The organism is Exiguobacterium sp. s129 (genome assembly GCF_018617585.1).
Taxonomy (GTDB): domain Bacteria; phylum Bacillota; class Bacilli; order Exiguobacteriales; family Exiguobacteriaceae; genus Exiguobacterium; species Exiguobacterium aestuarii_A.
Genome location: NZ_JACSKL010000003.1, coordinates 87,883 through 105,998 on the forward strand (window position 1 = coordinate 87,883; position 18,116 = coordinate 105,998).

22 protein-coding genes are annotated in these 18,116 nt (G+C 46.4%); 2 read left to right on the plus strand and 20 right to left on the minus strand.

Annotation, left to right across the window (positions count from 1 at the left end):
* Nucleotides 1–8: 8 nt before the first annotated feature.
* The 15 genes from KNO92_RS05005 to prsW form a co-directional block, all read right to left on the minus strand.
* Complete coding sequence (locus tag KNO92_RS05005) at nt 9–788, minus strand: CheR family methyltransferase (RefSeq protein ID WP_214691869.1); 780 nt, start codon at nt 786–788, stop codon at nt 9–11.
* Nucleotides 789–892: 104 nt separating this feature from the next.
* Complete coding sequence (gene ndk, locus KNO92_RS05010; protein ID WP_214760316.1) at nt 893–1,312, minus strand: nucleoside-diphosphate kinase; 420 nt, start codon at nt 1,310–1,312, stop codon at nt 893–895.
* 91 nt (nt 1,313–1,403) lie between these two features.
* Nucleotides 1,404–2,366, minus strand: a complete 963-nt coding sequence (locus KNO92_RS05015; protein WP_214691867.1) for a polyprenyl synthetase family protein — start codon at nt 2,364–2,366, stop codon at nt 1,404–1,406.
* A gap of 3 nt (nt 2,367–2,369) precedes the next feature.
* The gene (locus KNO92_RS05020; protein WP_214691866.1) at nt 2,370–3,071 is read right to left on the minus strand and encodes a demethylmenaquinone methyltransferase; all 702 of its coding nucleotides are present in this window, start codon (nt 3,069–3,071) and stop codon (nt 2,370–2,372) included.
* A gap of 20 nt (nt 3,072–3,091) precedes the next feature.
* Nucleotides 3,092–3,664, minus strand: coding sequence for a heptaprenyl diphosphate synthase component 1 (locus tag KNO92_RS05025; RefSeq protein ID WP_214691865.1), 573 nt, complete (start codon nt 3,662–3,664; stop codon nt 3,092–3,094).
* Nucleotides 3,665–3,789: 125 nt separating this feature from the next.
* Nucleotides 3,790–4,062: an HU family DNA-binding protein gene (locus KNO92_RS05030; protein ID WP_074034634.1), complete on the minus strand. Its 273-nt coding sequence runs from the start codon at nt 4,060–4,062 to the stop codon at nt 3,790–3,792.
* 109 nt (nt 4,063–4,171) lie between these two features.
* Entirely contained in the window at nt 4,172–4,882 is a 711-nt protein-coding gene (locus KNO92_RS05035; RefSeq protein ID WP_214760318.1) for a hypothetical protein, read from the minus strand.
* A gap of 3 nt (nt 4,883–4,885) precedes the next feature.
* Entirely contained in the window at nt 4,886–5,086 is a 201-nt protein-coding gene (locus tag KNO92_RS05040; RefSeq protein WP_074034636.1) for a DUF2768 family protein, read from the minus strand.
* 93 nt (nt 5,087–5,179) lie between these two features.
* Nucleotides 5,180–6,205, minus strand: coding sequence for an NAD(P)H-dependent glycerol-3-phosphate dehydrogenase (locus KNO92_RS05045; RefSeq protein WP_074034637.1), 1,026 nt, complete (start codon nt 6,203–6,205; stop codon nt 5,180–5,182).
* Nucleotides 6,206–6,222: 17 nt separating this feature from the next.
* On the minus strand, nt 6,223–7,533 hold the full coding sequence (der, locus tag KNO92_RS05050; protein ID WP_214691863.1) for a ribosome biogenesis GTPase Der: 1,311 nt from the start codon (nt 7,531–7,533) through the stop codon (nt 6,223–6,225).
* Between the two features lie 138 nt (nt 7,534–7,671).
* The gene (gene rpsA / locus KNO92_RS05055; RefSeq protein ID WP_214691862.1) at nt 7,672–8,820 is read right to left on the minus strand and encodes a 30S ribosomal protein S1; all 1,149 of its coding nucleotides are present in this window, start codon (nt 8,818–8,820) and stop codon (nt 7,672–7,674) included.
* A gap of 155 nt (nt 8,821–8,975) precedes the next feature.
* Complete coding sequence (locus tag KNO92_RS05060; RefSeq protein ID WP_251126859.1) at nt 8,976–9,599, minus strand: lysophospholipid acyltransferase family protein; 624 nt, start codon at nt 9,597–9,599, stop codon at nt 8,976–8,978.
* Nucleotides 9,596–10,270, minus strand: a complete 675-nt coding sequence (gene cmk / locus KNO92_RS05065) for a (d)CMP kinase (protein WP_214691861.1) — start codon at nt 10,268–10,270, stop codon at nt 9,596–9,598. The genes KNO92_RS05060 and cmk overlap by 4 nt, the downstream gene beginning before the upstream one ends.
* A 74-nt stretch (nt 10,271–10,344) precedes the next feature.
* Nucleotides 10,345–11,010: a flagellar brake protein gene (locus KNO92_RS05070; RefSeq protein WP_214691860.1), complete on the minus strand. Its 666-nt coding sequence runs from the start codon at nt 11,008–11,010 to the stop codon at nt 10,345–10,347.
* Nucleotides 11,011–11,024: 14 nt separating this feature from the next.
* Nucleotides 11,025–11,681: a glutamic-type intramembrane protease PrsW gene (prsW, locus tag KNO92_RS05075; RefSeq protein ID WP_214691859.1), complete on the minus strand. Its 657-nt coding sequence runs from the start codon at nt 11,679–11,681 to the stop codon at nt 11,025–11,027.
* 107 nt (nt 11,682–11,788) lie between these two features.
* On the opposite strand from prsW, the gene KNO92_RS05080 reads away from it, so the two are divergent.
* Nucleotides 11,789–12,760 (plus strand): asparaginase, encoded by a 972-nt coding sequence (locus tag KNO92_RS05080; RefSeq protein WP_214691858.1) that lies wholly within the window; start codon nt 11,789–11,791, stop codon nt 12,758–12,760.
* A gap of 51 nt (nt 12,761–12,811) precedes the next feature.
* Entirely contained in the window at nt 12,812–13,792 is a 981-nt protein-coding gene (locus KNO92_RS05085; RefSeq protein ID WP_214691857.1) for a YpdA family putative bacillithiol disulfide reductase, read from the plus strand.
* Between the two features lie 38 nt (nt 13,793–13,830).
* Here KNO92_RS05085 and KNO92_RS05090 read toward each other — a convergent pair whose 3' ends face one another.
* The 5 genes from KNO92_RS05090 to KNO92_RS05110 all read right to left on the minus strand — a co-directional run bounded on the left by KNO92_RS05090 (nt 13,831) and on the right by KNO92_RS05110 (nt 18,100).
* The gene (locus tag KNO92_RS05090) at nt 13,831–15,099 is read right to left on the minus strand and encodes a Glu/Leu/Phe/Val family dehydrogenase (RefSeq protein WP_015881453.1); all 1,269 of its coding nucleotides are present in this window, start codon (nt 15,097–15,099) and stop codon (nt 13,831–13,833) included.
* A 146-nt stretch (nt 15,100–15,245) separates the two neighbouring features.
* Nucleotides 15,246–16,172 (minus strand): D-alanine--D-alanine ligase, encoded by a 927-nt coding sequence (locus KNO92_RS05095; protein WP_214691856.1) that lies wholly within the window; start codon nt 16,170–16,172, stop codon nt 15,246–15,248.
* A 96-nt stretch (nt 16,173–16,268) separates the two neighbouring features.
* Nucleotides 16,269–16,847, minus strand: a complete 579-nt coding sequence (locus tag KNO92_RS05100; RefSeq protein ID WP_074034646.1) for an adaptor protein MecA — start codon at nt 16,845–16,847, stop codon at nt 16,269–16,271.
* A 60-nt stretch (nt 16,848–16,907) separates the two neighbouring features.
* The gene (locus KNO92_RS05105) at nt 16,908–17,771 is read right to left on the minus strand and encodes a MerR family transcriptional regulator (RefSeq protein WP_214691855.1); all 864 of its coding nucleotides are present in this window, start codon (nt 17,769–17,771) and stop codon (nt 16,908–16,910) included.
* Nucleotides 17,772–17,899: 128 nt separating this feature from the next.
* Nucleotides 17,900–18,100, minus strand: a complete 201-nt coding sequence (locus KNO92_RS05110; RefSeq protein ID WP_074034648.1) for a hypothetical protein — start codon at nt 18,098–18,100, stop codon at nt 17,900–17,902.
* Between the last annotated feature and the right edge of the window lie 16 nt (nt 18,101–18,116).

An 18,116-nucleotide genomic window follows, 5' to 3' on the forward strand; every position in this document is an offset into this window, starting at 1 on the left:
TGTTCACCTCATCCATCTATTTTTTCGTAAAAGAAGCTTTGTTTCATCGCATATCCATAACGCTTCGGCTGGAAGATTTGTTCGGTTCCTCCGACAAACAAGATTCCTCCTGGTCGAAGGGCACGTTGAAATGACGTATATACTTTTTCTTTCGCTTCTTCCGTAAAGTAAATCAAAACGTTTCGACAGACAATCAAATCAAAGTTCCGTTCATACACGTCTGCTAGTAAATTGTGTTTTTTAAACGTCACAAGTTGTTTGATTTCATCCGAAATGAAATAGTCGTCTCCACGACGTGTGAAGTATCGATTTTTAAACTCATCTGGCAAATCAATGAGTGCCCGCTCGTGATACTTCCCTTGTTTCGCCTTTTCGATGACAATATCATCTAAATCAGTGGCCATAATGGAAAATTGAGAAGGTGCCAGATGTTTAGACAATAGCATGGCGAGCGAGTAAGGTTCTTCTCCTGTCGAGCACGCTGCGCTCCACACGCGGAGCTTCCCTTGACTCGAACGGATCAAGTGAGGCAGGATATCCTCTTCAAGCTGCTGCCAACGGATCGGATTGCGATAAAATTCACTCACGTTAATCGTCATTCGGTCAAGGAATTCCTCATAGAGCTGACGATCCGTCTCCATCGCCTTTAAATACTCAATGAACGACGCATATCCCTTCTTTTCGCGTAAGGCGACCATCCGGCGCTTCATTTGCGCCTCTTTATATAAATTCAAGTCAATTCCGGACTTGTTATAAAACTTTTTTACGAAGATGGCATAATCATTCATCACCAATTTCAACCTCAATTCTTTCTCATTTCCTCTTTCTTCTGACCACAGGCTTTTAGAAGGGAATCAAAAAAAAGGACAGGTTTCCCCGTCCCTTCGAAAAGTCATGAAACGTGTGAGGCAACTCCTGCGAACCAAATTGCCAATTCGCGTTCCGCGCTGTCCACACTATCAGAACCATGAATTACGTTTTGTGACATCGTCGATGCAAAATCACCACGAATCGTTCCAGGTTGTGCATCGAGCGGCTTTGTCTTCCCGATCATGAGACGAGAGACGGCTACGATGTCTTCCCCTTCCCATTCCATCGCGACGACCGGACCAGAAGTCAAAAACTCTACCAATTCACCAAAGAACGGCTTTTCCTTATGCTCTGCGTAGTGTGCCTCTGCGACCTCAACTGACGGTGTCACCATTTCGAGACGGTTCAATGTATATCCTTTGTTTTCAAAACGTGAGATGATTTCCCCAATCAATCCACGTTTTACCCCATCCGGTTTAACCATTAAAAATGTCTTTTCCATTCCCCAAATCCCCCTAAGTCAATAAATGTGTACGTTGTACGTATTTAGTGTACACGCTCCTGAACATTTTTGAAAGGGGTTACATGGGCATTTACCATTTACGTTTCCCGATATATTGAGCGATTTCAATCAAAGATCGCTTGTCAGGCACATCCGGCAACCCGTCGAGTCTTCGAATGGCGCGTTCAACGTATCGGTCAATCGTGCGCTGGCTTCGTTCTAATGTCCCATTTCGTTGCACTTCACGAACGAGTGATTTCGTCATCTCCATGTCTGTCGATGCATTCACCTGGCGGAGACGCTCATAAAAAATCGGGTCTTCTGATGAATAGAGCAACGGCAACGTCTTATGACCATGCTTCAAATCTTCTCCAACGGGTTTCCCGAGTTGGAAACTCTTTGCCGTGAAATCGAGCAAATCATCGGTCATTTGGAATGCCATCCCGATGTCATAACCGAATAAGCTTAGTTGTTTGACGACTTGAGGTGACGCTCCTGAAATAACAGCGCCTGCCGCACAACTCGTTTCAATCAATAGGGCTGTCTTTCGTGCAATCCGATCTAAGTATCGTTTAGGTGATTGACCCCAGTCATATTGATCTTGGATTTGATTGATTTCGCCGACACAAATCCGTTCCATCGTGTCCGCCATGATTCGCATCACTTCCGGAGAATCGATTTCGGATACGAGACGAATCGCCTCTCCGAATAGCGTATTTCCGGTATACATCGCAACGGTCTCATCATAACGCTCCATGACGGTCGGTTTCCCCCGACGCAGCATCGCATCATCGATGACATCGTCATGAACGAGCGATGCCATATGAATCAACTCAAGACTTGAGGCAACTTTCGTCAAACGGATATCTTTCGTCTCACCGAATCCCGCGCTCAATAAAACGAAAGCTGGTCGGATGCGTTTACCACCAGCATCGAGTAGTTGGCGAGATGCCGATTCAATCACAGGGTGGTCCGTCCTGACTCGAGTTGATAAAAATTGATCGATTTGATCAATCTCTCGGTTCATGTGACGGTAAAGTCGCTTCAAAGACATGTTTCACCACTTCTTTCCTAGATGCATGGCACATGCACCTCCGGAGAATGTCTTCACTTCGACTTGTTCGAACCCGGCATCTTCAAACATGCGTTTGAGCGTCAGACGGTCAGGAAACTGATCGGTCGATTCTTGTAACCATTTGTATTGGTCGTATGACCCGGCAAACACTTTGCCGAACAAAGGCATGACGGTTCCAAAGTAAAATCGATACAATTCTTTAAAGACGGGTGCCGTCGGTTGACTCGTTTCAAGACAGACGACCGTTCCGCCCGGTTTTAAGACGCGATGCATTTCACGCAACACCGTCATATAATCCGGAACGTTCCGAAGTCCAAATCCGATTGTGACGTAATCGAATGAATGATCTCCAAACGGTAGCGCCATCGCATTTCCGTGTAGTAGTTCAATCGTCGGCATTGATTTTACTTTTTCTTCTCCCACTTTCAGCATATTCTCTGAAAAGTCGAGGCCTTTGACGACCCCCGTATTCCCTGCAGCTTCAGCCAATTGAATCGTCCAGTCAGCTGTGCCACAACAAACGTCTAGACATTTAGCCCCCGGAAAGACGTTCATTTTCTTCATCGTTGTCCGACGCCACCATTTGTGAAGTCGGAAGCTGATAATTGAGTTCATCGTATCGTAGCTCGGAGAAATGGACTGGAATACTTCGTATACTTTTTGCTCTTTTTCTATCGGTTGCAACGCGTAACATCCTTTCCGTTCTAAGCGACCGCGTGCGCGAGCAACGTGTTGAGTTGCTCCTTTTGGTCTTGTCTGAGCGCTGTCGCTTTCTTATCAATCATTCGTTTCCCACTTGTTGTCAAATAAGGTTGTTCAATCAGCTCGGAAAGTGTTTGAATCAATCCGACGTTTGCTTCGATCCAAATGTTCATCGAGACGTTTTTATCGAGCAGTAGTGTACACTTTGCAGCATTGACACGTTGTACAGACTGTCCGAATCGATCGCTATACGACGCTGGGAAAGCCGTCAAGATTTTATAGAACTGAGCCGAGGCAAAATCGCCCGCGAGCACTTTTAATTGGCGCTCTAGCGACCCTTTCGGACTACTGTTCACTTGATCATGTAATTCGAGCGCCTGATGAGCGAAATAAGTTGCCATCACGAGTTGTTGATGCTCAATCGATTCCAAATCAATCATCTCGACCATCCAACGAAGCAACAGCATGTCGACCGCTGGTACAACCTCGTGTTTCGTCAAATAGGGATGATTCATACGTTGTTGGATTTGACGAGCAAGGTCTGTGACAACGAATTCATTTGTCAACTGTTCCATGCTATCCCCCCTCGTCCACTTCATTGTCATTCTGACATAGTATAGCACATTTTTGTCACATTCACGTCATTCGAACTCGCAAACGAAACAAAAAAGCCGCCTTTCGGCGACTTATGTATTGCTGATTACTTGACCGCATCTTTGAGCGCTTTACCTGCTTTAAATGCAGGGACTTTGCTCGCTGGGATTTCGATATCTTCTTTTGTACGTGGGTTACGGCCTTTACGGGCAGCACGTTCACGAACTTCAAAAGTACCAAAACCGATCAATTGAATTTTTTCACCGTTTTGGAGTGCTTCAGTGATAGATTCGAAAGTAGCTTCTACAACTACTGTAGCTTCTTTTTTCGAAACATTTGCTTTCTCCGCTACTGCTTGGATCAATTCAGTTTTGTTCATCACGATTCACCTCCTCTCACTAGGAGTTTACGGGATTAATCATATCGTACAAACGTTGATATGACAACATTTTTTGCGTGAATTCACGACATTCGCCATCAAAACAAGCTCAGTTGTTTAAAAAAACAACTTCTCCTTGTTCATCTATTGTATAGCCTTGTGAATAAGCAGGGGCGAATGGAGCGTCTTCATATAGCAAATAACGAATGTCTTCACCGATTTCTGGCGACTCATCCGTATTTTGAAGCGCTTCCTTCACATCTTCTCGATAGTCTACAAATAGTTGTCCGGTACCGTCCACGTAGATCGGGAGTTCGCGATCCGAATACGGGCTCGGGATGACCGGCTCCTCTGTGACAAAAATCTTGTCGTAATCGAGCGTGAACTGATTTTTCCCAATCGATCCATCGAACGGAAACTTCCCTTCTTTCGCCCGAAACGCATTAATGTTTGTCTGAAGCTGTTGCAAACGTTCCGACACACGCAAGTCGATCAATTTGACGGTCGGTTCCGTTTCGACATCAACGAGAATATATTGGAACAACCCACCGCCCTCAAAACTATTCCCTGGAGGATCCGCTAAATACCCTGGCACGAGCCGGGCAAACTCGATTGGATAACGCTCCATGAGCGGCGTTTCCGCTGGTTTTGTTTTAATGGGCAAGACGCCAGATTGTTCACGATATGCATCGACCGCACTTTGCACGGTATTCAATTGGTCTTCATACGGAATATTGTTAGCACGTTCCGACTCCGGGAACATACATCCTGCCAACAAAGTCGTTAACAGTAAGCTAGCAGCGATTATGCTCTTTTTCATGGCCTATCCTCCCGTCGGTCCTGAGACGACGACAAAAATCATAATTACTGTCCCAAATAAGAAAATGATGAACGCAATCAGGCGCACAAGCGTCGCGAACCATCCGGTCAGTTTCGTGTGACTGATGGCGACCATCAGTGCAGCGATGGCAAAAGCACCAATCCCCGCAAATGAAATCCACATTTTGATGAGTGACGGTGTCACGTCTACCCCCTACTTTCTCTATGTTCTCCAGACTTCAAGTGTAGCAAAAAAAAGCGAGGAACTGAACGAAAACGTCAGTTCCTCACAAAAGTATTATTCTTCAAAATGAAACACTTGTTCCATCTCGTGCTTTTGTGGACGTCTCATGAGTTTTTTCACTTCATCATGAGGACTCTTTCCTTCAAATAGCACGTTATAGAGTGCTTCCGTGATTGGCATCTCGACACCCGCCTCTTTCGCGAGCGAATGTGCTGCTTCACAGGCACGAACACCTTCGACGACCATTCCCATGTTTCCAAGTACGTCTTCGAGTTTTTCACCGCGTCCGATCGCATTGCCGGCCCGCCAGTTCCGGCTATGTTGCGACGTCGCCGTCACAATCAAATCCCCGATTCCTGTCAATCCAGAGAAAGAGGCCGGATTGGCTCCGAGCTTCACTCCAAGTCGGGCAATTTCCACAATCCCACGTGTCATGAGGGCAGCTTTTGCATTGTCCCCATAACCAAGTCCGTCGGTCATACCTGCAGCAAGGGCGATAATATTTTTGAGCGCCCCGCCATACTCGGCACCGACGACATCCGAGTTCAAGTAAACGCGGAATTGATCGTTTGTGAGCAGCTCCTGCACTTCGTCAGCGACATCGAGGTCCTCACAAGCAATCGTGATTGTCGTCGGTTTCCGTACTGCGACTTCTTCAGCGTGAGTCGGTCCGGTCAAGACACCAATGGCCCGACGTTTCGACGGGTCGATTTCTTCCGCAATGATTTCCGAGAGACGTTTGTGCGTTTTCGGTTCAATCCCTTTTGCGGCATGAACGATGGTGACCGGTTCCTTCAACATGGTGTTCAACTGTTTCGAGACAGGACGAATCGCCGAGCTCGGGACGACAAGGAAGACAATGTTGCGTCCGTCGAGCGCTTCCTTCAAATCTGTCGTGGCCCGAATCGATTCCGGTAACGGTGCGTCTTTCAAATAAAACGAGTTTGTATGAGACGAATTGATCTCGTCCACATGCTCTTGTTCACGTCCGTAGAGCAGGACGTCATGACCATTATCCGCTAATACGAGCGAGATGGCCGTTCCCCAACTTCCCGCTCCAATGACAGCTACATTTGCCATAAGTGGCACCCCCGTTATTAGTTTTTCTGACGAGCCACGATATGAATCGGCGTCCCGGTGAAGTCAAATGCTTTACGGATTTGATTATCTAAATAACGTTTATACGAGAAATGCAACAATTCAGGATCGTTGACGAACAAGACGAACGTTGGCGGCTCGATGGCAACTTGAGTCGCGTAGTTGATTTTCAAACGTTGTCCTTTATCTGTCGGTGTCGGGTTCATCGCGACCGCATCGACGATGACATCGTTCAATACGCTCGTCGAGATCCGACGACGATGTGTTTCTGCCACTTGCTTGATGACAGGCAACAATGTTTGCAACCGTTTCGACGTAAGTGCCGACAAGAAGACAATCGGTGCATAATCAAGGAACAAGAATTCTTTGCGAATTTCCTCTTCCATCTTCTTCATCGTCTTATCATCTTTTTCGACTGCATCCCACTTGTTGACGACGATGACAATCGCCTTCCCGGCTTCATGGGCGAGACCGGCAACACGTTTGTCTTGTTCGATGATTCCTTCTTCACCATCGAGGACGACGAGGACGACGTTTGAGCGTTCAATCGCTTTTTGCGCGCGCATGACGCTGTAACGTTCTGTCGATTCGTATACTTTGCCGCGTTTGCGCATACCAGCCGTATCGATGATGACGTACTCTTGTCCGTCACGTGTGAACGGTGTATCGATCGCATCGCGAGTCGTTCCAGCGATGTTTGACACGATGACACGATCTTCGCCAAGGATCGAGTTCGTCAAACTAGACTTCCCGACGTTTGGACGACCAATCAACGAGAACTGAATGACGTCTTCGTTATATTCAAATTCATCCTTTTCAGGAGCAAGTTCGAACACTTGGTCTAACAAGTCACCAAGTCCTAACCCATGTGTACCCGAAATTGGGAACGGATCGCCGAATCCAAGTGAGTAGAACTCATACATGAGATCTCTCATTTCAAAGTTATCCACTTTGTTGACGGCAAGGACAATCGGTTTGTTCGAACGGAACAACAAGTTCGCTACTTCTTCATCGGCTGCTGTGATGCCTTCGCGACCGTTCACCATGAAGATAATGACATCCGCCTCATCGATGGCAAGTTCAGCCTGATGACGCATTTGGACGAGCAACGGCTCGTCTCCTACTTCGATCCCACCTGTATCAATCAAATGGAACTTACGGTTGAGCCACTCTCCTGTACCATAAATACGGTCACGTGTGACACCTGGTTTATCATCGACGATTGAGACACGATCTCCGATGATGCGGTTAAAAATTGTGGATTTCCCGATATTCGGGCGGCCAACGATGGCCACTGCTGGAATTCCCATAACAACACCTCACTAATCTTTCTATCAAAATTTCATCATTTCAACATTTCGAAACGCAACTTACCTATCATATCACAGGCAAAATTAAGTGACCATACAAAAAGAAGCGGGAGCATGACTCCCGCTTGAACGATCATCTTATTTAGAGTCGTCCGAAGATTCATCACCTGTCAGTTCAGAGACAGAGAATCCTCCTTGGTCGCTGTATTCGTCGAGTAACGCTTGATCATCATCTTGACGAGTCGGTTCAGATGATTCGAGTGCACGCATCGACAATGAGATTTTCTTATCATCGAGATGAACGTCTAATACTTTGACTTTCACTTCTTGGCCTTCTGATAACACTTCAGATGGCGTTGCGATGTGACGGTTCGCGATTTGCGAGATATGAAGGAGCCCTTCCACTTGTGGTGCGACCTCAACGAAAGCACCGAACGTCACAAGACGTTTGACAGTTCCTTCGATCACATCACCCGGTTGAATTTTCCCTTCAATCGTTTCCCACGGACCTGGTTGTGTCTCTTTAATCGAGAGTTTCACTTTTTCGTTATCCAAGTCGAGACCAAGGACTTTCACTTTGACGCGGTCGCCTTCTGTTACGACATCGCTAGGCTTCTCAACACGGCTGTGCGCCATTTCTGAGATATGGACGAGACCGTCCACACCGCCGATATCAACGAACGCACCGAAGTCCGTCAAACGTTGAACCGTTCCTTCGATCACTTGACCGACTTCGAGCGATTCAAGCGTCTCTGATTTCTTGGCACTCATTTCTGCTTCGACAACTGCTTTATGTGACAAGATGACGCGATTTTTTTCGCGATCAATCTCGACGACTTTTACGGTAATTGGTTTGTTTAAATAAGACGAGAAGTCTTCGACAAAGTGACTTTCGACAAGAGATGCCGGGATAAATCCACGGATTCCGATATCGACGACAAGGCCACCTTTGACCTTATCTTTCACCATCACTTCAAACACTTCGCCCGATTCGAATTTCTCGACAATTCGATCCCATGCTGCTTCAGCATCGACGTCTTTTTTCGAAACGACCACTTCTTCGTCCGTGACTTTTTTAACTTTGACACGAATCTCGTCGTTCACTTGGAGTGATTCGTTTAAATCGTCTAGATGCATGCTTGATACTTCGCTAATTGGCAAAATCGCTTCGGTCTTATAACCGATATCGATCAGCGCTTGCTTGTCCTCGATTTTGACAACTGTTCCGGTCACAATTTGACCACGATTAATTTCAAAATCAGGCATATCTTTCATTTCTTCGACCATTCCAACACTACCCCCTCACGATGAGTACAAAAAGGAGCGCCCTGAGGCGCATACACCTAGTATAAATCTCTTATAATTCCGAGAATTTGTCAAGGCGTTATGAAGATTGTACCTCTATTGAAAGAAGTTTAAACCTCAATTCCTCAAACCTATAATTACTTCGTGAATGAATGTTTCAAATAGAGGTCGGCAATTGTATCCATGATTAAGTCAGCCGCCTCTTGTGCGTTTGCCTTTCGTTCCTTCAAAGGAGCCAAATCAATCGGCTTTCCAATGACGACACGCAATTTCGCACGAAACTTATATCTACCGATGATGGCAATCGGTAAAATGTGCGCGTCTGAACGCATCGCAAAGAAACCAACCCCGGCTTGCGCCTTTCCTAACGTCCCATCTTTTGAACGTGTACCCTCAGGGAAAATCGAGATGACCTCGTCTTCTTTTAGCTTTTGAAGAACAACTCGTAGCGCCTGACGGTCACCTTCCCCACGCGATACAGGAATTTGTCCCGCACGGTTCAAAATATGCTTCAATACAGGAACGCTGAAAAGCTCTTTTTTCGCAAAGAATCGTAATGGACGTTCTTTCGGAATCGCACATGCGAGGAGGACCGGGTCCCAGTTTGACTGGTGGTTCGAACAGACGAGAATCGATCCATCTTTTGGGACATGTTCGCGTCCGATGAATTCGACGCGAAACGATGCGATTTGAATGATGTTCACGACGGCCCTAGCCATCCGATACATTCCAAACGGACCATTGTTCAACGGTTTACTCATGCTTTCACCTCTTCAATTAATCGTTCAATCGCCGAGACGACCCCATCAATCGACAACGTCGTCGTATCGAGGTAATGAGCATCTTCAGCTTGACGGAGAGGCGCGACCTCGCGCTCTGAATCACGTTTGTCACGAAGAGCAATTTCTTCCTTCAATCGCTCGTAATCACTCGGGATTCCTTTTGACACATTTTCCTCATGACGACGGCGTGCCCGTTCTTCGACCGAGGCAGTCATAAACACTTTCAAATCTGCGTTCGGTAACACATGCGTGCCGATATCGCGCCCATCCATGACGACACCGCCATGCTTCGCCAAATCACGCTGTAAATCCATCAAGGCATCCCGTACTTCCGATTGACGGGCGACAAAACTCACATTATTCGTCACTTCACTAGAGCGAATGACATCTGTCACTTCTTGTTCGCCATCGAATACACGTTGCCCTTCTTCAGATGGCACGAGACGAATCGACATGTTCTCGATCATCTTTGCAAGTGCGGGACCATCTTCAAGATTAATCTCCTCGTTTAAAGCACGATATGTGACTGCTCGATAAATCGCACCTGTGTCTATATAGACATAGCCCAATTGTTTCGCCAACGACTTGGCGATTGTACTTTTCCCGGCACCAGCCGGTCCATCTAAAGCAATTTGTAACGATTTTTTCATACAAAACGGGTATCGAGTGTGCCCGATACCCTCCTCCTCTCGGTCTATAATCCCGAGAACATCATAACAGTTTTTTATCTTGAAGAAAATACAGACCCTGTCCGCTTGCGCGCTTCAAGTTGAACACGGAAACAGTATCGTAAAATCGTCTCCTGATCACGAGGGGTCAAATCTTCGAATGCCAAAGAAAGCTCTTGCTTCACTTCTTGTTTATGTATACGTACTAAACGACTCTTCACACGAAAGAGTTGCGGCGCACCCTGCTCATCTTCAATTCGGAACACAACGATGAGCGATTCGTTTACTTCAACGGGCACACGGTTCGCAATAATTTTCATACCGCCTGCCGATACGTCAAGCGACGTCGTTTCGAACGATTCGAAGTCTGCCCCATCTGCCGCAACAACTGTCACATCAATCATTTCAGGGACGCGCAAATATTCACGTCGTTGAATTCGTTTGATTTTCTTCTCATCCGGCATCTTGAAAGCATAGCGAATCGTCATCTGCGCATCACTGATTCGTTTCGCGACTTTCGTATCAAATGCGAACAATTGGTTATCCCCTTTGAAAAAGTAAACACGCATCTCTTCTTCTTCATGTAAGAAGAAGGTTTTAAGCGTCGTCATGTCACTTGGTGATTCAATCCAAACGATTTGATCCACAATGGCCGCAATCTTTGTTTTCCCCTCATTCCGTCCTTCTACTTCGATTCGTAATTCTTGTCCTTCTTTCAGCATATGCATGTTCCCCTTTATTTAAATTGACGACGATTGGACAGATTGGCTGCTCGTACAAGCAGAAGTGCAACCATCCATAAAATGACGATATAGAGCACGGCCGGCAACTTATGATTCGGTTCTAAAATCAAGATCAAATCAAACGTCCCGTGGATGACCGTTGCAGAAAAAATTGCCATAAACAGCCACACCCGCTCACGTGCCGAATGTTTAGCACGTCCCAAACAGTAGCCCATGACAACCGCAAACAATGCATGGCCGCTCACGGGTAAAATAGCGCGCCAAATCGCGATTTCTAATGAATCGTACACCCATAAGTATAAAAAATTCTCTAACGTCGCAAAGCCTAACGAGCAGGCGACCGCATAGAGAATCCCGTCGTAGTAATCATCAAAGACTTTATGTATATATATTGTATAATAAATCATAAACCACTTAAAAAACTCTTCGAGTAAGGCAGTGGTGACATATGCCTGCCAAAACGGACCAGTCAGCACCCCTTCTTCAACGAACGCATATTGGATAAACATGATCGGGAATACAAGAACGGCCCCGGCCACGAAAGAACGAATCACATATCCGAGCGGTTCTGCTTCCAATTCATGCCGAAGATAGAAGTAGGAAAGAAGGGCAAGCCCTGGTGCAACCGCAGACAAGGCGATTGCGATCATGACGCATCTCTCCTTTCTCTCATTAGCATACACTGAATTGTCTGAAAGAAAAAGTGTGTAACGCCTAGAAAATGGAAAAATCCATAAAAATAATTAGGAGGTCATTTATGAATCATTTATTACTTATTCATACAGGCGGTACAATCGCCATGTCCCAATCCGGTACAGGACACGTCGAACCGAGCGATGTGAACCCAATCGACGCTACACTTCCGAAGGCGACGGACATCGCCCACATTACTACGAAGCATTTCTCAAATATCCCATCTCCACATATGACACCCGATAAAATGCTTGAACTAGCACAATTCATTCAACATGAGTTGACACAGGACACGTATGACGGAGTCGTGATCACACATGGAACAGATACGCTTGAAGAAACGGCTTACTTCTTGCAGATTACGCTTGGTGCGCCTGTACCAATCGTCTTGACAGGAGCGATGCGTTCCTCGAATGAAGTCGGTTCAGACGGTGAATTCAATTTAATTACCGCTCTTCGGGTCGCAAAGAGTGAATCGGCTCGCGGAAAAGGCGTACTCGTCGTATTTAACGGAGAGATACACTCGGCCTTCAACGTCACAAAAACACATACATCATCCGTCGATACGTTCAAGTCAGTTCATTTCGGAAACGTGGGTATGGTCACAAAGGACCATGTACTCATCTATAGTCAACCGTCAACGAGACAGCCTAAAATGATTCCATCTATCTCAAAACGGGTAGCTGTGTTAAAAGTCGTTGCGGGAATGGAGCCTGATTTGCTCGAATCGGTGATGGAACTTGGATACGACGGACTCGTCCTCGAAGTATTAGGGCAAGGAAACGTCCCACCGACACTATTGTCGGCACTCGAGCGCTTGGTCAAGGAAATCCCCGTCGTGATTGTCAGCCGTTGCTTTAACGGAATCGTCCAAGACGTATACGGGTATGCCGGTGGTGGGAAACAATTGAAAGAGATGGGGATCATTTTCTCGAACGGGCTAAATTCGCAAAAAGCTCGCCTGCGTTTACTCGTGGAACTCGAATCCGGCTCTTCTCAATCCGTCATGGAGCATAGCTTTAGTTTCCAGCAATAACCTTGCGCTTCCGCAGTCCCTTCCCTACAATGAGCAAAGAGGTGATTTTCAGTGAATAAACAAGCGATTATTGTGGGTGCTGGACCATGTGGTCTATCAGCGGCCATCGAGTTAGAGAAGATTGGGGTTTCTTGTACGGTAATTGAGCGAGGAAATATCGTTGATGCAATCTATCGATATCCGACCCATCAAACGTTCTTTTCATCTGCAAACCTGTTAGAAATCGGGGACATCCCGTTTATATGTAAAGATTTAAAGCCACGTCGACAAGATGCACTCGTTTACTATCGGGAAGTCGTCACCCGTACTGGATTGAACGTCCATCCGTTCGAGAACGTCGAATCAGTAGAAAAAATCGACAATCGGTTTGTCGTGACGTCAAGTCATGAGCGTCGTGGGGAAATCGTTCGCGAGGCAGATTATGTGATTTTAGCCACAGGATATTATGGACGTCCTCGTATGCTCGATGTACCTGGTGAGGAGTTACCACACGTCCACCATTATTTCCACGAGGCCCATCCGTACTATCGACAACACGTCACCATTATCGGAGGAAAGAACTCTGCAGTCGATGCGGCAATCGAACTCGAAAAAGCCGGAGCGTACGTGACCGTGCTTTATCGCGGTGACTCCTATAGTCCTTCGGTGAAGCCATGGGTTCTGCCTAACTTCGATTCACTCGTCCGACATGAGAAAGTTCGGATGGAATTTGAGGCAACAATCGATCGCATTACCGAAGACGGTGTCTATTATTACCAACATGGGGAAGAGAAGCACGTGTATGCCGATCACGTCCTCGCGATGACAGGGTATCAACCAGATCATCATCTTTTTGAAAATGCGGGAATCACAATCGATGAGGAGAGCGGTGTTCCGACGTTTGATGAGGAATCGTTCGAAACGAATGTCGAGCATTTGTTCATTGCTGGCGTTGTCGCTGCCGGCAACGATGCGAATAAGATTTTTATCGAGAACGGTCGCTTTCATGGGAAAGCCATCGCAGACACGATTGCAAATCGTATTCAAGTATAAAAAAGTTCGGTCAACGCATGTTGACCGAACTTTTTTATTTAAACCCAACCGCGGAAACGTGACGCTTCCGCCATCTTACGTACACCGACCATATAGGCAGCGAGACGCATATCGACTTTGCGGGCTGAAGATGTGTTGTAAACAGTGTTGAACGAATGAACGAGTACTTTTTCAAGTTTTTCCTCGACTTCTTCTTCCGTCCAGTAATAACCTTGGTTGTTTTGTACCCATTCGAAGTAAGAGACCGTGACCCCGCCACTTGATGCCAATACGTCCGGAACGAGGAGAATCCCGCGCTCTGTCAAGATTTTCGTCGCTTCGTTCGTCGTCGGTCCGTTCGCCGCTTCCACTACGATGGAAGCTTTAATGGCATCGGCATTATCTTCCGTGATTTGATTCTCGATAGCAGCTGGCACGAGAATGTCACAGTCGAGTTCTAACATCTCTTTATTCGAAATCGTGTTTTTGAAGAGTGTCGAAATCGTACCGAATGAATCACGACGGTCTAACAAGTAAGGGATATCTAAGCCATTCTCGTCATGGATCGCACCATACGCGTCACTGACCGCAATCACTTTTGCTCCTGCGTCGTACATGAATTTCGAAAGGAAGCTACCCGCGTTCCCGAATCCTTGAACAACGACACGGGCGCCTTTTAGTTCGATCCCACGGCGGAGTGCCGCTTCTCGAATCATGATGGCTACACCCTTCGCAGTCGCAGTTTCACGGCCGTGCGAACCTCCAAGCACAAGCGGTTTACCTGTAATAAAACCTGGTGAGTTGAATTCATCGATTCGGCTATACTCATCCATCATCCATGCCATGATTTGCGAGTTCGTGAACACGTCCGGAGCAGGGATATCTTTTGTCGGACCAACAATTTGGCTAATGGCACGAACATAACCGCGGCTCAATCGTTCGATTTCACGGAAACTCATTTCGCGTGGGTCACAGACGATTCCGCCTTTCCCCCCACCGTATGGCAAGTCAACAATCCCCGCTTTTAAACTCATCCATACAGATAATGCTTTGACTTCTACTTCAGTTACGCTTGGGTGGAACCGAATTCCCCCTTTTGTCGGTCCGACCGCATCGTTATGTTGAGCGCGATAACCCGTAAAGATTTTCGTCGAGCCATCATCCATGCGAACTGGGATCCGAACGGTCAGCATGCGAAGCGGTTCTTTTAACAACTCGTACATCTCATCTGGATAGCCGAGTTTATCTAAAGCTTCGTGAATCACCTCTTGTGTCGATTCCAAGATGTTTTTTCGTTTTTGATGACCTTTTTCTTGATCCGTAATCATGAAGGTTTCCTCCCCTAAATTGTCAATTCTCCCCCAAGAATTAACCTCGTATTCGTTTAAAAGTATAGCTGATACGCGCTCAATTTGAAAGGGTTTTACAAAAATAATGAAAGCGTTTTCTTGAAGTGTGGAATGATCCAGATGTCTTACTTCAACTCACGTTCGAGTGCTAACTCCATAAAGCGCTCTAAAAGCTCACCGTACGAGATTCCGACTGTTTTTGCACTGTCAGGGAAGAGGCTTAATGGCGTCATTCCAGGCAGCGTGTTCGTTTCTAAAATATACGCTTCGCCCGTTTCCGATACGAGGAAATCAGAACGTGAGTAACCTGAGCAACCAAGCGCACGGTGAGCCATGACAGCCGCTTGTTGCACTTCCATCGTCAACTCATCCGAGATTTCGGCTGGACAAACGTGAATCGAACCACCTTCTGTATACTTCGACTCATAGTCGTAAAACTCATTTTTTGGAATGATTTCAATGACAGGAAGTGCTTCCTCTTTCCCAAAGTTCCCGATGACCGGTACCGTCAATTCTTTTCCTTTAATGTACTGCTCGACTAATACCGCTGAATCACATGCAAATGCTCGATCAATTCCCGCACGTAACATCGTCTCATCCATCGCGATTGTCAAACCGTTCGAAGAACCTTCTTGGGCAGGCTTGACGACACATGGAAACTCATTACCCCACTCAGCTACTTTCGCATCAATCGAATCCACAGATTCAATTAACACGTCGCGCGCCACACGGATGCCTGATGCTGCGAAGATGATTTTTGCTCTTGCCTTATCCATCGCAAGAGCAGATGCTAAGACACCTGACCCCGTGTACGGGATTCCCGCCATTTCTAGTAATGATTGGACGCGACCATCTTCGCCATACTTCCCATGTAATGCACTGACGACGACATCGACGTCTAACGTCAATAACTCGTTCGCGCGTTTTGGATGAAAATCGATTGCCGTGACCTCATGACCACGCTCCGTCAATGCCTCAATCATCCCTTGTCCACTTGTGAGGGATACCTCACGTTCTCCTGACACTCCACCATACAATACAGCGACCTTCATTCCAATCTCTCCTTCAACTAACTACTGAAAATTCATGTCTAATCATAACACGGACATGTTAAAAACAATAGAAACAGAAAAGTAAAAAAGCCGTACTTATGCGAATGCATCGTACAGCTCTTTCACGGCCTGTTCAGTTTGAATCGTTTTTCCATATTCCATCATGACGTACGGACTGACCGTGGTCGTCTTTCCATATTCGGATAAAATGGCAGCGAGACGTTCTTCCACTTTCTCAGGTAGTACTTCCACGAAGTGGAGATAGTACCGTCCCTCATAGTGATAAAGTGCTCCGCCCTGCTCAGTCTCATGTATATGTGGAAACAGTTGAATCGACGCGTTAATCACATCTTCAATATCATCAAACTGATAAATCAAATGATGAATGACATCAATTGTGAGTCGAATCTCAACTTGCTCGACATCAAGCTCTGCTATGGCCTCACCTTTTTGAACATCGATGACGAGACCATCACGAGGAAACATCGTCACATTCAAATCGACCGCTCCTTGTGGAGAGAATCCGTATTCACTCTCTGCTGTCTCAAGTAATTCTTTCCACAGCTGTTGACCGTTTTCCCCCACGATCGTATCGATAGCGATCCCACGTAACGAAAGCTCATTCGCAGTCACATATACACGAAGATGTTCTTTTGTTTGTTTTTCAAATCTCAATCGAAAACCTCCAGTGAATATTCAATCCTACTAATAAGCTACTCCCGTTTTAATCCCGTGTCAAATAGTTGATAACCATTTCGTCCACTCTTCTGGCGTATCGCCAAGAAATGCATCATCGAACCGACTACGTTCGAGGCTGACCGCGTATCCACCCGCCCCAATCTTTAATGTGGGATGCTCTTCTTGAATATATTCCATCGCCTCTAACAAGCTCGGGATATGGTCCGTCAATGTGCATGCGAAAATAAGGCACGATGTCTTGATGTCGTGCAGAGCCTTGCTTAAATCTTCTTTCGGGAAGCCCGCTCCTAAAAAGATGACGTCGTACCCATGTTGACGCAAATAAAGTGTGACGAACAGCAATCCGATTTCATGCATCTCACCCGGTGCACAGACACAAGTGACTCGTGGAAGAAACGGGTTCATCGGCATTTGAAGTGACAACGTAGAAAGACGTGCTCGTAAAAACGCCGTGGCGAAGTGCTCGTGGGCAATCGTAATCGTTCCTTGCTCCCACTTTGAACCAATATCCATCAGTAACGGTCCGATGATATCTTTTGTCACCTTTTCAAAACTGAACGTATTAAACGCACGATTAATTAGATCATGCGCGGTCCGCTCATCGAAAGAAAGCAGTGCCTGAAGCAAAGCATCCTTCAACTCTTCATCGTAAAGCTTCGCAGATGTCGGTTCTGGTTCAGGAGCTTGGTGGAGTTGTTGAATTGCTTGAGAGACCGTCAATCCCTCTTTTTGCTTGTCTACCACCCACTTAATTTTCTCGACATCTTGATCTGAATATAGGCGGTGACCTGATTCGGTTCGGCTCGGTACGATAAATTGATATCGCCGTTCCCAAGCTCGAATGGTCGTTGGATTGACACCGGTCAACGTCGCCACAGTCTTAATGGAGTATTTCGGCATCTCCGCCCTCCTCTCCTATTCGTTCTATGATATAAGTATATCCTCAATTGAAAAGGTTTACCCCTTTTATTGTGCAATCGAGTATTTTCCCAAAATAAAAAAAGGCACGGACCATGTCCGCACCCTTCTTAAAAAATGGCATCTCGCCCGATATATATGAAAATGAGAATAATCGCTAACATGGCGAAGGTTAGAGTCATCGCCAACGGGCGCTTCATCAAGTTATCATTCAACTTCCTCTTCCGTTCATGCTCTTGCCTCTCCGATCGAGACGGCAACGTATCCGCCAACTGCTCGCGTAAAGAATCTGCCTGATTCCGATGTCGCAACGTATGCCCTCCTTTA

Bases quoted from the DNA above. Each gene is read 5' to 3' on its own strand.
- cmk (WP_214691861.1), bottom strand. From the start codon at position 10,270: ATGAAAAAATCGTTACAAATTGCTTTAGATGGACCGGCTGGTGCCGGG.
- KNO92_RS05095 (WP_214691856.1), bottom strand. From the start codon at position 16,172: ATGAAGGTCGCTGTATTGTATGGTGGAGTGTCAGGAGAACGTGAGGTA.
- KNO92_RS05030 (WP_074034634.1), bottom strand. From the start codon at position 4,062: ATGAACAAAACTGAATTGATCCAAGCAGTAGCGGAGAAAGCAAATGTT.
- prsW (WP_214691859.1), bottom strand. From the start codon at position 11,681: ATGATCGCAATCGCCTTGTCTGCGGTTGCACCAGGGCTTGCCCTTCTT.
- KNO92_RS05015 (WP_214691867.1), bottom strand. From the start codon at position 2,366: ATGTCTTTGAAGCGACTTTACCGTCACATGAACCGAGAGATTGATCAA.
- rpsA (WP_214691862.1), bottom strand. From the start codon at position 8,820: ATGGTCGAAGAAATGAAAGATATGCCTGATTTTGAAATTAATCGTGGT.
- KNO92_RS05105 (WP_214691855.1), bottom strand. From the start codon at position 17,771: ATGCCGAAATACTCCATTAAGACTGTGGCGACGTTGACCGGTGTCAAT.
- KNO92_RS05025 (WP_214691865.1), bottom strand. From the start codon at position 3,664: ATGGAACAGTTGACAAATGAATTCGTTGTCACAGACCTTGCTCGTCAA.
- KNO92_RS05090 (WP_015881453.1), bottom strand. From the start codon at position 15,099: ATGATTACGGATCAAGAAAAAGGTCATCAAAAACGAAAAAACATCTTG.
- ndk (WP_214760316.1), bottom strand. From the start codon at position 1,312: ATGGAAAAGACATTTTTAATGGTTAAACCGGATGGGGTAAAACGTGGA.
- KNO92_RS05005 (WP_214691869.1), bottom strand. From the start codon at position 788: ATGAATGATTATGCCATCTTCGTAAAAAAGTTTTATAACAAGTCCGGA.
- KNO92_RS05045 (WP_074034637.1), bottom strand. From the start codon at position 6,205: ATGGCAAATGTAGCTGTCATTGGAGCGGGAAGTTGGGGAACGGCCATC.
- der (WP_214691863.1), bottom strand. From the start codon at position 7,533: ATGGGAATTCCAGCAGTGGCCATCGTTGGCCGCCCGAATATCGGGAAA.
- KNO92_RS05060 (WP_251126859.1), bottom strand. From the start codon at position 9,599: ATGAGTAAACCGTTGAACAATGGTCCGTTTGGAATGTATCGGATGGCT.
- KNO92_RS05070 (WP_214691860.1), bottom strand. From the start codon at position 11,010: ATGCTGAAAGAAGGACAAGAATTACGAATCGAAGTAGAAGGACGGAAT.
- KNO92_RS05080 (WP_214691858.1), top strand. From the start codon at position 11,789: ATGAATCATTTATTACTTATTCATACAGGCGGTACAATCGCCATGTCC.
- KNO92_RS05035 (WP_214760318.1), bottom strand. From the start codon at position 4,882: ATGAAAAAGAGCATAATCGCTGCTAGCTTACTGTTAACGACTTTGTTG.